This window comes from Pseudomonas sp. B7 (assembly GCF_016735645.1).
GTDB classification, from domain to species: Bacteria; Pseudomonadota; Gammaproteobacteria; order Pseudomonadales; family Pseudomonadaceae; genus Aquipseudomonas; species Aquipseudomonas glycinae.
On sequence record NZ_JAERRE010000003.1, the window covers coordinates 142663 to 157163 of the forward strand.

Below are 14501 nucleotides of genomic sequence, written 5' to 3' on the forward strand. Positions count from 1 at the left end.
CCGCTTTTTGCGTCGGCGTGTATCCGTCACAGCGCTGGATACACTGCAATACAAAGGCAGGCAGGCGGCCTCGCGCAGGCTCGATAGACTGCCCGGCAATCCCCTTTGATTGAGGTTTGGCCCCATGGAACATGTCGATCACATCCTGATCGTCGACGACGACCGCGAGATTCGCGAACTGGTCGGCAATTACCTGAAGAAGAACGGCCTGCGCACCACGGTGGTTGCCGATGGCCGGCAGATGCGCAGCTTTCTGGAAGCCAACACCGTCGACCTGATCGTGCTCGACATCATGATGCCCGGCGACGACGGCCTGCTGCTGTGCCGCGAATTGCGCTCGGGCAAACACAAAGCCACGCCGATCCTGATGCTCACCGCACGCAATGATGAAACCGACCGCATCCTTGGTCTGGAAATGGGCGCTGACGATTACCTGACCAAACCGTTCGCCGCCCGCGAACTGCTGGCGCGGATCAATGCCGTGCTGCGCCGCACCCGGATGCTGCCGCCGAACCTGGTGGTCACCGAAAGCGGTCGGCTGCTGGCGTTCGGTCGCTGGCAGCTCGACACATCGGCTCGGCATCTGCTGGACAAGGACGGCACCATGGTCGCGCTGAGTGGCGCGGAATACCGTCTGTTGCGCGTGTTCCTCGACCATCCGCAACGGGTGCTGAGCCGCGATCAATTGCTGAATCTGACCCAGGGCCGTGACGCCGATCTGTTCGACCGGTCCATCGATCTGCTGGTCAGTCGCCTGCGCCAGCGCCTGCTGGATGACGCCCGTGAACCGGCCTACATCAAGACCGTGCGCAGCGAAGGCTATGTGTTCTCGTTGCCGGTCGAAGTCCTCGGAGCCCCCGCATGAATCTCGCCCTGCGCTGGCCGCGCACCCTTGCCTCGCGCTTGTCGCTGATTTTTCTGATCGGGTTGATCCTCGCTCAGGCGCTGTCGTTCGGCGCGCAGTATTACGAGCGCTACGAAAGCGCGAAAAACACCATGCTCGGCAACCTCGAAACCGACGTCTCGACCTCGATTGCCATTCTTGATCGGCTGCCCGCCGAAGAACGCCCGATGTGGCTCAAACGCCTGGCGCGCAAGAACTACGGTTATCTGCTGAGCGAAGGCGAACCGGGCACGCCGCTGGACCCGCAGGACGTGCCGATTGCCGTCACCTCGATTACCGACGCAATTGGCGAGGCCTATCCGCTGACGTTCACCGATATTCCCGGCCCGATAAAACACTTTCAAGGCCACCTGCGCCTGAGCGACGGCAGCCCGGTGACCATCGATGTGCGCCCGTCGATGGTGCCGCTGTCGCCATGGCTGCCGGTGGTATTGCTCGGGCAACTGGCGCTGATGCTCGCCTGCACCTGGCTGGCGGTGCGCATCGCCATCCGCCCCCTCACCCGCCTCGCCAACGCCGTGGAAACCCTCGACCCCAACGCGCACCCGATCAACCTCGACGAAAAAGGCCCGAACGAAGTGGCTTACGCCGCCCGCGCTTTCAACTCGATGCAGGCGCGCATCGCCGCGTACCTGAAGGAGCGCATGCAACTGCTGGCGGCGATTTCCCACGACCTGCAAACCCCGATCACCCGCATGAAACTGCGGGCGGAGTTCATGGACGATTCCGCCGAGAAAGACAAACTGTGGAGCGACCTCGGTGAGATGGAGCATCTGGTGCGCGAAGGTGTGGCCTACGCCCGCAGCATCCACGGCTCGACTGAAGAAAGCCGACGCACCAATCTGGACTCGTTCCTCGACAGCCTGGTGTTCGACTATCAGGACATGGGCAAGGAAGTGCAGTTGAGCGGCAAGAGTGACGCGGTCATCGACACCCGCCCCCACGCGTTGCGCCGGGTGCTGGTCAACCTGACCGACAACGCGCTGAAGTTCGCCGGGGCTGCCGAGCTGCTGATTCAACGCGACAAGAGCAGTCTGTCGATAAAGGTCATGGATCGCGGCCCGGGCATCGCCGAAGAAGAGCTGGCCCAGGTGATGGAGCCTTTCTACCGCGTGGAAAACTCGCGCAACCGCAGCACCGGCGGCACCGGGCTGGGGCTGGCGATCGCTCAGCAACTGGCGCTGGCGCTGGGCGGTTCGCTGACGCTGAGCAATCGCGAAGGTGGCGGGTTGTGTGCGGAGCTGAAACTGCCATTGAGCTGAGCACCAGCGGTCGCTACTGTCAGATCTGACAGTAGCCGGCCAGGCAGAATTATTGTGGGATGACACCTCGCTCAGCCGTCGCGTGGTGAACCATGTCTCTGCTCGATTCTGTCACTCAAGCCTGTCGGCGGCTCGCGCCGGGCGGCTGGCACTCGCTGATGCTGGCTCATGGTCTGGATATTCTCGCCGTACCGCTCAAGGACGAACTGCTCAAACCATTGCGTATCGACCGGTCACTTCCCGGTTTTGAAGACTTTGGCCCGGCCGGCGATCGGGCGATCGAACCTGCCCGGCCTGCTCAAAGCCTGCTCTTCCATGCGCTGGCGTCGCCGAGGGTCACGCGCGATGCAAGTGGTCAGCCCCTGCAAACCTATCCAACCCCTGTCGAGATCCGGGCTGTTCTGAACTACGTCTTCGGCGTCCGTCCACCCTCGCTCAAGGATTTGCAGCGAAAGGCCCAGGGCGAACCGCTGGCCGTGGCAGTGTTTGCCAGCGAGTACCGTTGCGCCGCCGATACGGTGCATGGTGAGCACGCCGATCTGTGTTACTCGCGCAGCGGTATTGCGCGTGTGGGCAATACCAGCGCCCTGTACGCCCCCAAGCTGCGCTGCTTCTTGCCGTTCGTTCAGGACGACCCCTACGGCATTCGCATAATGCCGGTGCATTACAGCGCCTATATCGCCGTGCAACGCCAAGGAAATCACGAACAGTTCGGCCCGATGGATGCTCAGCCGGACGTCGATCCCGCACTGAAATTCTGGGTGCCGATGCACAAGCTGTTCGATGGCAAGGAATGCCTTGCGGGACTGGATCTGGAGGTGAAATTCAAAGCTTTTCATATCAATGAAAAGATTCGCCACATCCATCTGCGTCACAGCGACACCGGCTGGCAAGAACCGGATATTTCCCAGTCGCCCTTTGTCATCACCGATGGTCTGGCAACGCTGGAGGTGGAGCGCGGATCGGGGTCGAGTCTACTGCTGCCCCGGCCCAGACCCCGGCTCGCCGAGCAGGCCTGGTACCGGGGCCAGTTGTTGTCATTCACGATGCCCTGGGACTCGGGGGGCATGATCCATGGTCGGTCAATGCTCCACGACAATGGCACCATCGAAGATCTGAACCACCGCGAGGGTGTCGCCGAGCTGGTGAAGCAAGGCGGCTATCGCGCCCTGCACCATCGGGACGGCACGGCCGACGGTTACATCCGCGCGCACTGCACGTCGCTGGGGCATCTGCAGTCGATTCCTGCCTATTCGATCATTGCCACCCCGGATTTCTTTCCGTTTTGCCACCCACGGCGCCTGATGCACTGGGCCAGCCAGGTGCCAGCCTTCACCGGCTTGAGCATCTGGCATGCCCGACTGCAGGCGTTATCGAATGTGCGTTATTGCGCCAACCTGACACTCGCGGGTCAGCCGTTCTCCCCGGAGGATCGGGGAGTCACCGCGATTGTCGGTTTGCCGCGCAAGTCGGTCTCATGGCCGCTGACCGGCACACGCCCTGTCGGCATCGACCGTCCTTCCACATTGCCGGACGGCGAAGCCGGACTTTTCGCCCCGGGTTGGGGGGTAGGCCGAGTGCGTGAGCAAAGCCCGGACGGTAGCTGGATCGACCATCTCGCCGGTTACCAGATGGCCAGTCCTTTTCCCGAGGACGCCAGAATCTGCGCAGCACTGGGCTCTTTCTGGCCAGGCCTGGCACCCGACTCCGCGAGCACTTTCGAGCCCCGCTCCAGCCTGCACACCATTATCCCGTTGACCGATGCGGAAACCGGAAGAAGCGCCGTCGCCTGGGACAACCAACCACCCGCGCAGCTGATCCAGCATCAGGGTCGGACGTTCGTCCGCTATCGCGCCTACGAATACAGCGATTACACACAAGTCGCCCTTGAAAACAGATTCTCCCTGCAGCAGACCGGCGCAATCACCCAGCAGGAATATCAAGACCGGGTGCTCTCGATGTACCGCGTGTACAACGTACTCGGTGCGGGAACCGACAAGGCCTTGCGTAATACGTGGCCGTTGCTGTCCTTCATCCAGGTGCAGCGACCCGATCCGGAATTGGAATCGGCGCAACAGCAGGTCGGCATCGTGTTGCGCGGTTGGGTCTTTCGCTTCCTGATGTACGAACGCGGCGTCATGAGCATCCCTGCCGAAGACTTCAAATGGAGGGATGTGCAAGTCAAACAACAAGTGCGACTGTTCGTCAGCGCCGAAACGATACTGGTCAAATACGAAAATGCTGCGTGGCAACTCGCCCTTGAAGCCCTTTGATGTCGTGGTGATCGGTGGCGGTCCGGCGGGATCGGCGGCAGCGATCGGTTGCGCACAACGCGCTCTGCACGTGGCATTGATCGAGCGTCAGGAATTCCCGCGATTTCGCCCCGGTGAGAGCCTGCATCCAGGCATCGAACCCGTGTTGGCGCAACTGGGCGTCGCCGGGCAACTGTGTGTGCAGGATGCGCTGCGTTTCAACGGGCACTGGGTGCAATGGAACGGGCCGCTGCGCTTCAAAGGCTTCGGCAGTGACGACAAGGGTTCATGGCGAGGCTTTCAGATTCCCCGGGCAACGCTGGACACAGCGTTATTGCAGCACGCCGCAGCGTTGGGGGTGATGGTGCACCAGCCGTGTCGCGCTCTCGCCGTCCTTGGCGAGAAGAGTCGCGTGCGCGGTGTCATAACCGATTCAGGCCCGTTGCACGCCGACTATGTGATCGATGCCAGCGGCGCGTCAGCCTGGCTGCATCGACAGCTGGGATTGACCATCCGCCGCTGTTCGCCACGCCTGATTGCCCGCTACGGTTACGTCCGGGGTTGTCCACTCGCTTATCGGCACGCACCGCACTTGTCAGCAGTTCCCGGTGGATGGACGTGGATCGCAAACGTGCAGGCGCAATTGACGCACTGGACGCATCTGGCCTTCGACGCGCCGAACCTGCGCCGCCCGGCGATTCCAGAGCAGCTGCAACACTTGCCCACGCAAGGCGCCATCCACGGCGCCGATGTAACGTGGCGGATCAGCACGGCAGTCGCCGGTAACGGCTACTTCATGGTCGGTGACGCGGCCAGTCAGCTTGACCCGGCGTCTTCCCATGGCGTGCTCAAGGCCTTGATGACCGGCATGCAGGCCGCGCAGGTGGTGTCCGACTGCATCGGGCAACCCTCTGTGCAATCGTCGGCTCAGAGGCAATACAGCCAATGGCTGGGCGACTGGTTCGAGAAAGACATGGAACAACTGCGTCGCTTCTATCGCCTTCATCCTGACCCGCCACGCTGGCTGCAACCTCATGTCTGACTCAGACAACGCCGATCACCCCGTCCTCATGCAGTTGCCGTAACAACGCCAGTCCGCTTTCCATGAACGACGCAGTTCCGGGCAACCCCGCCTCCAACGCCAATCCTTGCAGTTGCTCATTACCGCTCAACAACGGTAACTCCTCGATGCGCTGCAACAACCGCCAGGCCAATGGGCTCAGCTCGGAAAACTTCACGCTCCAGTCCGCCGTTCGCCGCACCAGCAACAGCGTCGGTTGGGCCGGTGGTGTGGCCGGTTGATGATCCGGCCCGAGCATCTGCACCGGCCAGGTGTACGCCAACGGCCAGGCCAGCGCCGAAACCCGCAACGGCCGCTCCTGCAAGTGCGCCGGATCACTCGCGAGCAAAGTTTCGGCGTCGGACTGCTGCAACACCATTTCTACCCACTCGTAATGCGCCAGCTCCACCAGGAACGCCGGCCAGTCACCCTCGCTCAACACGGCCGGTTCCGAGGCGAGGTAACCGACAAACTCCTCGGCGATCTCGCCGAATTTCGGCGTCTGCGCCCGGTAGTCCCGAAGGAAGCCGCGGATCAATGTGCGCCAGCGCTGATGGCCGATGATCCGGATCAGCACCGGAAACGTACCGCCCAGCAGTTGCGAGACGTTGTTGAACACCAGATCGCGATAGACATTGACCCGCGCCGCGTTCATGCCGGACGGCAGCGCTTCATGTTCTGGATCGCGCAAATAGCGGGTCAGGGCCTGTTGTTGCCGCAGAAGATTATCCACGCGGGCCTCCTTCGGATTGCAGGCGGCGAATGGTTTGCAACTCGGCCACCAGTTCAGAAAACGCCGGGAAATTGAAATCCCGCTCCAGCAACGTCGGCTGCGCACCGAATCGGGCATAGGCGTCGGCCAGCAACGACCAGACCACCGGTTTGACCGAGGCGCCGTGGGTATCGATCTTCAGCGTGTCGGACTCGTCGAAGTGCCCGGCCACGTGCATGCCGACCACCCGGCCCGGCTCAATCGCAGCCAGGAACGTCTGCGGATCGAAACCGTGGTTGATCGAGTTGACGTAGACGTTGTTCACGTCCAGCAGCAGGTCGCAATCGGCCTCGCGCAGCACGGCATTGGTGAAGGTCACTTCGTCCATCTCCTGCCGGGGCGCGGCGTAGTAGGAAACGTTTTCCACCGCCAGACGCCGGCCAAGAATGTCCTGGGCCTGGCGGACCCGAGCGGCGACGTGGTGCACCGCTTCTTCGGTGAACGGCAGCGGCAGCAGGTCGTAGAGGTGGCCGTCGTCGCTGCAATAGCTCAGGTGTTCGCTATACAGCGGCACTTTGTGATGATCGAGAAAGGTCCGCACTTCCCGGAGAAAATCGACGTCCAGCGGCGCCGAACCACCGAGCGACAACGATAACCCGTGACAGGACAACGGATAGCGCTCGGCCAGTTCACGCAGCGCGGCGCCATGGGCACCGCCGACGCCGATCCAGTTTTCCGGCGCCACTTCGAGAAAGTCGAAATCGCCGGTGCGCGCGGCTTGCAGGTCTTTCATCAAGCCGCGACGCAAGCCGAGCCCGACGCTGGCCTGCAAGGTGGGGTGGGGAATCTGCATGGGCAAGATCTCTGCTGAGGAGTCGCCGGGCGTGGCGACTGACAGGCTCAGTTAAACCGCAGGGTGTATCGCGGCTGTGTGGGCAATGCGCGGGAAGTGGCGGGTTTTGTATCGGCGGCGGGTCTGTACACAGTGGGATACAGACCCGCTGCCGTCTTGGTGAGCGGCGAGTTACGCGAGGTCGTACTTCTCGCGGACCAGGTCACCAATGCCGAGGCGATCGAGCACGTCCATCGGGCACAGGAACGTCACCCGCACCGTGCCGGGCAAACGGCTGATGTCGATCGAACCGTTGATGGTCGCGCGGTTGAGCACTTCATCGTATGGCAGGCCGGTGACGGCGGCGGCCCGTTGCAGGCCGTTCTCCACCGCGACGTTGAGGTTTTCGCCGCTGCCGATGAAGGTGATCGGCCCGGTGGCCGGAACCTCGTGCTGACCCCAGCGGGCGCCGAGTTCACGAACATGGCGCAGTTGCTCGGCGCTCATCGGCCGGGCCATCGGCGGCAGATCGTCGAGGTTCTGCAGCAGGATCGGCCCCTCCAGGGTCAGGCCCTTGATCACATGCACCTGTACCTCGGTTTCCCCCGAGCAATCGGTGGCGTGGCCGGCGATTTCGCCGTTGCCCTGCTGCGCGTGCATGTCACCCATGTACACCCCGGCGCCCGGCACCTTGACCGGGCAGATCAGCACGCAACCCTCGCGGATTGAATTGGTGTCCATGTGGCCATCGGTCTTGGCCGCATGCAATTCCTCGCGGGTCATGCCGAAGCGGTGCGGGGCGCCGATCAGGTACTGGCCGAAATCGGCGCAGTTATGCGAGTCCGGCATATCCCGCGACGGCGTGGTGCCGATGTTGCCGAGAAACGGCCGCATGTGCGCCGCCACGCCGGGCATGTCGGCCCGGGCCAGGGACAGAATCGAGTGCTGCGCCGCCATTTCAGGCAACGCCGACACCTGCGACGCCTTGCCGGCCAGACGATCCGCCACCTCTTGATTGACCGTCAGGCTGACCTGGTGCTCGGCGTCGAACACGATCACGTAACCGTGGCTGAAGCGAAACGCACTGACTTCGGCGCCGCAATGGTTGCAGCGAATCGCCTCCTCGCCGATCCCCTCCACATGGCTGGCCGGGTGTTCGGTGCCGCACTGGCTGCAGTATTTGGCGACGAACGGATCGCCGTGATATCGCCCTTCAACAAAACTCATCACTCCTGACGACGTGGCGTGGGACGTGACCTGCATGCGTTTGATCTTGATCGCTACCGCATCGCCGACCTCGGCGCCTTCGATGTACACCGGTTGCGTCACTTCATGGCCGCCCTCGAATGACGGCGTGATCATCGGCCCCCAGCACCCCGGCGGCGTCCCCGTGACCAGCGTGCCGCCGTCGGCCAGCGGGCCGCGCATCTTCTGGCCTGGGCCGATCAGGCCGTTGGTGTACTGGTTGACGTGCAGCCGTTCGACGGACAGCTGAATGGGAGCGCTCATGGAAATCACCTCGTTGGCAGGCTGGGCGGCTCAGTTCAACGCAGGTTTGTATCGGCGCTGTGTCCGGCCAACGCTGCAATGGTCGGTCTGTGTATCCACGCACCGTCGCGATACACAACGATACAAGCCTCGATATCCACGCAGCCCGCTCCCACCGGCGCCAACAGCGGCTAGACTCAATCAGTACCCAGTCGAGGGGGACGCAGGACAGCAGTGTCGCCCTGCCCGTTTCCACGACCACCGCCCGGTGGTGAATGCCTCGACCCCCAAACGCCACCGGACTGTGATCCTGTCAAAGGAGCACATGAAATGGACGAGGCCAGACTCAACGAATTCATGGGCAAACTGGTCAACGACATGGGCGGCGCGGCGATGCTGGCCAATGTCATTGTCGGCGAAGAACTCGGCCTTTACCGGGCGATGGCCGACAGTCAGCCGATCAGCCCCGAAACCCTTGCCGAAAAAACTACCTGCAACCCGCGACTGGTGCGCGAATGGCTGAGCGCCCACGCGGCGTCCGGCTACATGGAACACCACGACGGCAAGTTTCGTTTGCCGGAAGAACAGGCGCTGGCCCTGGCCAAGGAAGATTCGCCGGTGTACGTGGCCGGCGGCCTCGGCGTGGTGGCATCGTTTTTCCATGACAAGGACAAACTGGTCAAAGCCATGCGCGGCAACGGCGCCCTGCCGTGGGGTGATCACCATCCGTGCATGTTCACCGGCACCGAGCGCTTTTTCCGCCCCGGCTACAAGGGGCATTTGATCGCCGAGTGGCTGCCGGCGCTGGACGGCGTGGTGGCCAAACTCGAAGCAGGCGCCAAAGTCGCCGACATCGGCTGCGGTCACGGTGCATCCACGGTAATCATGGCCCAGGCCTATCCCAACTCGCGATTCGTCGGCTACGACTATCACGCGCCTTCGATCACCGTCGCCACCCAACGGGCCGAAGAAGGCGGCGTCAGCAGTCGCGCGCGGTTCTTCCAGGGCACGGCGAAAAGCTACCCCGGCGATGACTATGACCTGATCTGCTATTTCGACTGCCTGCACGACATGGGCGATCCGGTCGGAGCTGCCAAACACGCCTTTGAATCCCTGAAAGACGACGGCACGGTGCTGCTGGTCGAGCCGTTTGCCAACGACACCCTGGACGAAAACATCACACCGGTCGGGCGCTTGTTTTATGCAGCGTCAACGTTCATCTGCACACCAAATTCGCTGTCCCAGGAAGTGGGCCTCGGCCTAGGTGCGCAGGCCGGCGAGTTGCGCCTGCGCAAGGTATTTACCGAAGCGGGCTTCAAACACTTCCGACGGGCGACGCAGACGCCGTTCAACCTGATCCTGGAGGCACGCAAGTAACCGCCGGGCAGCGGACGCCTCTGAAAAGAGGCGTCTGTCGGTGCTAACCTGCAAGGCACTTACAGCCTGCGGAGCGCTGATCATGCTCGACCGTCCCCTGCCCGACCCGCTCGACTCTCTGCAACAAATCATGGCCGATGGCGACTTTATTGTGCTGACCGGCGCCGGCATCAGTACGCCGTCGGGTATTCCGGATTACCGCGACAGCGACGGTGTGCGCCGTGGCCGGCAGCCAATGATGTACCAGGAATTCCTCGCCGCCCCGGAGTCGCGTCGGCGCTATTGGGCCCGGGCCATGCTCGGCTGGCCGCGTGTACGTCAGGCGCAGCCGAACGCCGCCCATGAGGCGCTGGCCAGTCTGCAAAGCCACGGCCGGATCGGCGGTTTGATTACCCAAAATGTCGACACCCTGCATGATCAGGCCGGCAGTCACGACGTCATCGAACTGCACGGCAGCCTGCACCGTGTGTTGTGCCTGGATTGCGGGCAGCGCAGCGAGCGGGATTCGATTCAGCAATTGATGGAAACGCAGAACCCGTATCTGGCGGGCGTCGATGCCGTGCAGGCACCGGACGGCGACACCCTGCTCGACCCGGCGTTCGAGGCGCGCTTTCAGGTGCCACACTGTCCGCACTGCGCAGGCGAGCGGATGAAACCGGACGTGGTGTTTTTTGGTGAGAACGTGGCACAGCCAACAGCGGCACGGGCCATGGCGCTGGCGGAAAATGCCGCCGGGATGCTGGTGGTGGGTTCGTCGCTGATGGCGTATTCGGCGTTTCGCCTGTGCCGGGTGATTGCGGACCGGGGCAAGCCGCTGATCGCGATCAATCTGGGGAAAACGCGGGCGGATGAGTTGCTGGATTTGAAGATTGAAGCGTCCTGCGAACAGCTATTACCGTTGCTGACACAACGCCTGATTTCATGACCTGCCCAGGTCAGTGTTCAGCCTTGAGAATGTCAAAAAGCGCCTGCGCCGCCGCCGACAGTTCATTCCCCGGATCCGTCAGCACGCCAATCGCCCGCTCCACCACCGGCTCGTGCAAGGTCAGGCAATGCGCGCCCAACTCGCGCATCTGCCCGGCACACAAGGCCGGCACCGCACTGACGCCCAGCCCGCTCGCCACCATCCGCCCGACCGTCGCCAGTTGATGGCTTTCAAACTCCACCGGCAGTTTCATCCCTCGGGCCTGCAGGTGTTCTTCCAGCATCACCCGAACCGTGGACGGTCGTTGCAGGGTGATGAACGGTTCCTGCAGCAAGGTCTGCCAATCAATGTCGCTACGGTCGGCCAGCAGCGAATCCTGCGGCACGACGGCGACAAAGCGATCGCGGTAAAGCGGCGTGAACGTCAGCGAAGTGCTCTGCATCGGCTCGAAGGCCACGCCGAGTTCGACCTGACGATCGCGAACCATTTCCAGCACTTGCTCGTTGATCACGTCGTTGACTGTCACGTTGACGTTTGGATAGCGCGCGCGGAAGGTCTTGAGGATCGGCGGCAGCAGATTGCCGGCAAACGACGGCATCGCCGCCAGCGTCACCCGCCCACGCTGCAGGCTGAAGCGCTGGCGCATTTCGTCTTCGGCATTGTCCCAGTCGGCGATCAGGCGCCGGGCCAGCGGCAGCAGCGATTCGCCCTCCGGGGTCAGCGCCACGTTGCGCGTGTTGCGGCTGAACAGGCGCCCGCCGAGGCCCTCTTCCAGCGCCTTGATGGTCAGGCTCAGCGCCGATTGCGACAGGTGCAGGCGCTCGCAGGCCACGGCAAAGCTCAGGCTTTGGGCCACGGCGAGAAAAGCGCGTATCTGCTTGATGGTCATGGTTGTGTTACTCGACGGACTAAGCTGAACATCCGTCCGCCGACCACGGCGGACATTTAATGAGCTTTATCAATCAATCAACCTTAAAAATCAACTTAACAAATATATCCCGCAGCGCGACACTCCAGTCATTCGGCTAGCCAGCCGCCCGACAAACAATAAAAGAGGTGCATATGGCAGGTTTCGACAAGCGCGTGTATTCCTACGAGGAAGCCATGGCAGGTCTTGAAGACGGCATGACCGTGATCGCCGGCGGCTTCGGCCTGTGCGGCATTCCGGAAAACCTGATCGCCGAGATCAAGCGCAAGGGCACCCGCGACCTCACCGTCGTCTCCAACAACTGCGGCGTTGATGGCTTCGGCCTCGGCGTGCTGCTGACCGACCGCCAGATCAGCAAGGTGGTCGCCTCCTACGTCGGCGAAAACAAACTGTTCGAAGAGCAACTGCTCAAAGGCGACATCGAAGTCGTACTGACCCCGCAAGGCACCCTCGCCGAGAAAATGCGCGCAGGCGGCGCCGGCATCCCGGCGTTCTTCACGGCTACTGGCGTCGGCACCCCGGTCGCCGAAGGCAAGGAAGTACGTGAATTCCACGGTCGCAAGTACCTGATGGAAGAGTCCATCACCGGCGACTTCGCCATCGTCAAAGGCTGGAAAGCCGACCATTTCGGCAACGTCATCTACCGCCACACCGCGCAGAACTTCAACCCGCTGGCCGCCACTGCCGGCAAGATCACCGTGGTCGAAGTCGAAGAAATCGTCGAACCCGGCGAGCTGGATCCCGCACACATCCACACGCCCGGCATCTACGTCGACCGGGTCATTTGCGGCACGTTCGAAAAACGCATCGAACAACGCACCATCCGCAAATAATCCAGGCTGACGGAGAACAAGAACATGGCACTTACCCGCGAACAAATGGCTCAACGCGTCGCCCGCGAAATGCAGGACGGCTACTACGTTAACCTCGGCATCGGCATTCCGACCCTGGTCGCCAACTACATCCCCGAAGGCATGGAAGTCATGCTGCAATCGGAAAACGGCCTGCTCGGCATGGGCCCTTTCCCGACTGAAGACACCATCGACGCCGACATGATCAACGCCGGCAAGCAAACCGTAACTGCGCGCATCGGCGCATCGATTTTCAACTCCGCCGAGTCCTTCGCCATGATCCGCGGCGGCCACGTCGACCTGACCGTGCTCGGCGCCTTCGAAGTGGACGTGCAAGGCAACATCGCCTCGTGGATGATCCCGGGCAAACTGGTCAAGGGCATGGGCGGCGCGATGGACTTGGTGGCCGGCGCCGACAACATCATCGTGATCATGACCCACGCGTCCAAGGACGGTGAGTCCAAGTTGCTGAGCCAATGCAGCCTGCCGCTGACCGGCGCCGGTTGCATCAAGCGCGTGCTGACTGACCTTGCGTACCTGGAAATCGAAAATGGCGCTTTTGTCCTCAAGGAACGCGCACCTGGCGTCAGCGTCGAGGAAATCGTCGCCAAAACCGCTGGTAAACTGATCGTCCCGGATCACGTACCGGAAATGCAGTTCGCTGCCGAGTGAGGAATTCGAAAATGCAAGACGTCGTCATTGTTGCCGCCACGCGCACCGCGATCGGCAGTTTCCAGGGATCGCTGGCCAGCGTCTCCGCCGTGGATCTGGGCGCAGCGGTCATCCGCCAGTTGCTTGAGCAGACCGGTCTGGACGGTGCTCAGGTCGATGAAGTGATCATGGGCCAGGTGCTGACCGCCGGCGCCGGCCAGAACCCGGCGCGCCAATCGGCGATCAAGGCCGGCCTGCCACACGCCGTGCCGGCCATGACCCTGAACAAGGTCTGCGGCTCGGGCCTCAAGGCCCTGCACCTCGGTGCACAGGCGATCCGTTGCGGCGACGCAGACGTAATCATCGCCGGCGGCCAGGAAAACATGAGCCTGGCCAACTACGTCATGCCGGGCGCACGCACCGGTCTGCGCATGGGGCACGCGCAAATCGTCGACACCATGATCAGCGATGGCCTGTGGGATGCGTTCAACGATTACCACATGGGTATCACCGCCGAAAATCTGGTCGAGAAATACGGGATCAGCCGCGAGCAGCAAGACGCCTTCGCTGCCGCGTCGCAACAGAAAGCCGCTGCGGCCATTGAGACCGGGCGCTTTGTCGATGAAATCACTCCGATCCTGATCCCGCAGCGCAAAGGCGATCCGGTGGCGTTCAAGGTCGACGAGCAGCCTCGCGGCGACACCACCGCCGAATCCCTGGCCAAACTGCGTCCGGCCTTCAAGAAGGACGGCAGCGTCACCGCCGGCAACGCTTCATCGCTGAACGACGGCGCGGCTGCCGTGATTCTGATGAGCGCCGAAAAAGCCAAAGCCCTGGGCCTGCCGGTGCTGGCGAAGATCGCCGCTTATGCCAACGCCGGCGTCGACCCGGCAATCATGGGCATCGGCCCGGTGTCCGCCACTCGCCGCTGCCTGGACAAGGCTGGCTGGAACATCGGCCAGCTGGATCTGATCGAAGCCAACGAAGCCTTCGCCGCGCAATCGCTGGCGGTGGCCAAGGATCTGCAATGGGATCTGGACAAGGTTAACGTCAACGGCGGCGCCATCGCCCTCGGTCACCCGATCGGTGCATCGGGCTGCCGTGTGCTGGTGACCCTGCTGCACGAAATGATCAAACGTGATGCGAAAAAGGGTCTGGCGACCCTGTGCATCGGCGGCGGTCAGGGCGTGGCCCTGGCGCTGGAACGCGCGTAAGGCCGCAGAGTTACAAAAGCGAGTTCACAGCGGGCGGCGGATCCA

13 protein-coding genes are annotated in these 14501 nt (G+C 62.5%); 9 read left to right on the plus strand and 4 right to left on the minus strand.

Features of this window, described 5'->3' with window-relative positions:
• Nucleotides 1–124: 124 nt before the first annotated feature.
• From JKA62_RS09295 to JKA62_RS09310, 4 genes are all read left to right on the plus strand, one after another.
• Nucleotides 125–865 (plus strand): response regulator, encoded by a 741-nt coding sequence (locus tag JKA62_RS09295; RefSeq protein ID WP_011333526.1) that lies wholly within the window; start codon nt 125–127, stop codon nt 863–865.
• Nucleotides 862–2166: an ATP-binding protein gene (locus tag JKA62_RS09300; protein ID WP_201817512.1), complete on the plus strand. Its 1305-nt coding sequence runs from the start codon at nt 862–864 to the stop codon at nt 2164–2166. Before JKA62_RS09295 ends, JKA62_RS09300 begins: the two co-directional genes overlap by 4 nt.
• A gap of 92 nt (nt 2167–2258) precedes the next feature.
• Complete coding sequence (locus JKA62_RS09305) at nt 2259–4439, plus strand: hypothetical protein (RefSeq protein ID WP_201817514.1); 2181 nt, start codon at nt 2259–2261, stop codon at nt 4437–4439.
• Complete coding sequence (locus JKA62_RS09310; protein ID WP_201817515.1) at nt 4426–5460, plus strand: NAD(P)/FAD-dependent oxidoreductase; 1035 nt, start codon at nt 4426–4428, stop codon at nt 5458–5460. The genes JKA62_RS09305 and JKA62_RS09310 overlap by 14 nt, the downstream gene beginning before the upstream one ends.
• A gap of 1 nt (nt 5461) precedes the next feature.
• On the opposite strand, the gene JKA62_RS09315 is transcribed toward JKA62_RS09310, so the two are convergent.
• The 3 genes from JKA62_RS09315 to JKA62_RS09325 all read right to left on the minus strand — a co-directional run bounded on the left by JKA62_RS09315 (nt 5462) and on the right by JKA62_RS09325 (nt 8531).
• Nucleotides 5462–6211: an HvfC family RiPP maturation protein gene (locus JKA62_RS09315; protein ID WP_201817518.1), complete on the minus strand. Its 750-nt coding sequence runs from the start codon at nt 6209–6211 to the stop codon at nt 5462–5464.
• Nucleotides 6204–7043, minus strand: coding sequence for an HvfB family MNIO-type RiPP peptide maturase (locus tag JKA62_RS09320; protein WP_201817520.1), 840 nt, complete (start codon nt 7041–7043; stop codon nt 6204–6206). The genes JKA62_RS09315 and JKA62_RS09320 overlap by 8 nt, the downstream gene beginning before the upstream one ends.
• Nucleotides 7044–7214: 171 nt before the next feature.
• Nucleotides 7215–8531 carry an acetamidase/formamidase family protein gene (locus JKA62_RS09325; protein WP_201817523.1) on the minus strand — a complete coding sequence of 439 codons (1317 nt, stop codon included), beginning with the start codon at nt 8529–8531 and terminating at the stop codon, nt 7215–7217.
• A gap of 309 nt (nt 8532–8840) precedes the next feature.
• On the opposite strand from JKA62_RS09325, the gene JKA62_RS09330 reads away from it, so the two are divergent.
• Nucleotides 8841–9887 carry a class I SAM-dependent methyltransferase gene (locus JKA62_RS09330; protein ID WP_201817526.1) on the plus strand — a complete coding sequence of 349 codons (1047 nt, stop codon included), beginning with the start codon at nt 8841–8843 and terminating at the stop codon, nt 9885–9887.
• A gap of 82 nt (nt 9888–9969) precedes the next feature.
• Nucleotides 9970–10812, plus strand: coding sequence for an NAD-dependent protein deacetylase (locus JKA62_RS09335; protein WP_201817530.1), 843 nt, complete (start codon nt 9970–9972; stop codon nt 10810–10812).
• A 10-nt stretch (nt 10813–10822) separates the two neighbouring features.
• On the opposite strand, the gene JKA62_RS09340 is transcribed toward JKA62_RS09335, so the two are convergent.
• Nucleotides 10823–11701, minus strand: a complete 879-nt coding sequence (locus JKA62_RS09340; RefSeq protein WP_201817533.1) for a LysR family transcriptional regulator — start codon at nt 11699–11701, stop codon at nt 10823–10825.
• Nucleotides 11702–11874: 173 nt separating this feature from the next.
• On the opposite strand from JKA62_RS09340, the gene JKA62_RS09345 reads away from it, so the two are divergent.
• The 3 genes from JKA62_RS09345 to JKA62_RS09355 are packed head-to-tail and all read left to right on the plus strand — an operon-like array spanning nt 11875 to nt 14456.
• Nucleotides 11875–12573: a CoA transferase subunit A gene (locus JKA62_RS09345; protein WP_007956274.1), complete on the plus strand. Its 699-nt coding sequence runs from the start codon at nt 11875–11877 to the stop codon at nt 12571–12573.
• 24 nt (nt 12574–12597) lie between these two features.
• Nucleotides 12598–13263 carry a CoA transferase subunit B gene (locus JKA62_RS09350; protein WP_011333516.1) on the plus strand — a complete coding sequence of 222 codons (666 nt, stop codon included), beginning with the start codon at nt 12598–12600 and terminating at the stop codon, nt 13261–13263.
• Between the two features lie 11 nt (nt 13264–13274).
• Entirely contained in the window at nt 13275–14456 is a 1182-nt protein-coding gene (locus tag JKA62_RS09355; protein ID WP_201817535.1) for an acetyl-CoA C-acetyltransferase, read from the plus strand.
• Nucleotides 14457–14501 lie beyond the last annotated feature (45 nt).

Coding starts and splice junctions, on each gene's coding strand:
- JKA62_RS09295 (WP_011333526.1), top strand. CDS start 125: ATGGAACATGTCGATCACATCCTGATCGTCGACGACGACCGCGAGATT.
- JKA62_RS09300 (WP_201817512.1), top strand. CDS start 862: ATGAATCTCGCCCTGCGCTGGCCGCGCACCCTTGCCTCGCGCTTGTCG.
- JKA62_RS09305 (WP_201817514.1), top strand. CDS start 2,259: ATGTCTCTGCTCGATTCTGTCACTCAAGCCTGTCGGCGGCTCGCGCCG.
- JKA62_RS09320 (WP_201817520.1), bottom strand. CDS start 7,043: ATGCAGATTCCCCACCCCACCTTGCAGGCCAGCGTCGGGCTCGGCTTG.
- JKA62_RS09325 (WP_201817523.1), bottom strand. CDS start 8,531: ATGAGCGCTCCCATTCAGCTGTCCGTCGAACGGCTGCACGTCAACCAG.
- JKA62_RS09330 (WP_201817526.1), top strand. CDS start 8,841: ATGGACGAGGCCAGACTCAACGAATTCATGGGCAAACTGGTCAACGAC.
- JKA62_RS09335 (WP_201817530.1), top strand. CDS start 9,970: ATGCTCGACCGTCCCCTGCCCGACCCGCTCGACTCTCTGCAACAAATC.
- JKA62_RS09340 (WP_201817533.1), bottom strand. CDS start 11,701: ATGACCATCAAGCAGATACGCGCTTTTCTCGCCGTGGCCCAAAGCCTG.
- JKA62_RS09345 (WP_007956274.1), top strand. CDS start 11,875: ATGGCAGGTTTCGACAAGCGCGTGTATTCCTACGAGGAAGCCATGGCA.
- JKA62_RS09350 (WP_011333516.1), top strand. CDS start 12,598: ATGGCACTTACCCGCGAACAAATGGCTCAACGCGTCGCCCGCGAAATG.
- JKA62_RS09355 (WP_201817535.1), top strand. CDS start 13,275: ATGCAAGACGTCGTCATTGTTGCCGCCACGCGCACCGCGATCGGCAGT.